The organism is Microbacterium sp. HMWF026 (genome assembly GCF_003061325.1).
In the GTDB taxonomy this organism is placed as follows: domain Bacteria; phylum Actinomycetota; class Actinomycetes; order Actinomycetales; family Microbacteriaceae; genus Microbacterium; species Microbacterium testaceum_E.
Window position 1 is genome coordinate 1 of the sequence record NZ_QAJB01000409.1, and the last position, 1,009, is coordinate 1,009.

Consider the following 1,009-nt stretch of genomic DNA (forward strand, 5'->3'; position numbering starts at 1 on the left):
TGGCGTCTCCGACGGTGCGCGTGACCAGCGCGTGCACGGCTCGTGGACCGATCCGGCCGCCGCGGGCCCCCAGGAAGACGGCCCGCGCCGCCGTGTCGCGGGATCGCGACGAAGTCGCGTCCGAGGTGTCGTCCGCGCGCGCCCGCAGCACGGGCCGACCCCGCACCAGATACGCCTGCAGCGCGCTCTCGGCGGGAAGACCGAAGGGGACGACCCGTTCCTTGTCGCCTTTGCCCCGCAGCCGCATCGTGCGGCGCTCGTGATCGACGTCGTCGAGGTCGAGCCCGCAGATCTCCGACACGCGCGCTCCCGATCCGTAGATCACCTCGAGCAGGGCATGGTCGCGGAGGGCGATCGGGTCGCCGTCGCGCGCCCCCTCCTCGAGGGATCGCAGAACGGATGCCAGGGTGTCGGCCGTGGCGACCGACGGCAGCGTCCGGCCGCGTTTGGGCGAGACGAGGCGGAGCGACACGTCGGTGTCGAGGACGCCCTCGTCCTTCGCCCACGCGAAGAACCCACGGACGCTCGAGATGCGCCGCGCCGACGTGGACTTGGCCTGGCCCGCCTTGCTGGCCTGCCATTGCCACTCGCGCAGTTGATCGAGGTCGACCGACTCGAGGCGCGGATCGCGCAGATGGTTCACGAGGTCGGCGAGGTCGGAACGGTACGCGCGGACCGTGGCGGGCGAGACGCGGCGCACGTCGGAGAGGTGGGCGAGGTAGCCCTCGACGGCCTCGGAAACGCGCATGACACCAGCCTGCGGGCTGCGGCGCGGGATCGCCGCCGACACGCGCGGTGGGCGTCACCTGCCCCGCCCCCTCGTGGCGCTGCGGGGTGCGCGCCACCCGCCGTCGTCGTCGCGCTCGACGCGCCCCTCGAGTGCGGCGAAGCCCAGCAGCACCGCCGCCTCGTCGACCGCCATGCCGCTGCGGCGGGCGACCTCGTCGACGCCGCGCGCCACGCGCGTGGACAGGGCGTCCAGGACCCTCGTCGTGTCGTCGGTCCGCCC

General features: G+C 74.1%; 1 protein-coding gene and 1 pseudogene. Both read right to left on the minus strand.

The annotated features are described in order from the left end of the window. Positions 1–748: site-specific integrase (locus tag DBR36_RS14970; RefSeq protein WP_108320544.1), on the minus strand; the 748-nt coding region annotated here is incomplete at its 3' end. Positions 749–802: 54 nt separating this feature from the next. Beyond that, positions 803–1,009, minus strand: a pseudogene (locus tag DBR36_RS17905) (DNA-protecting protein DprA); the annotation flags it as partial.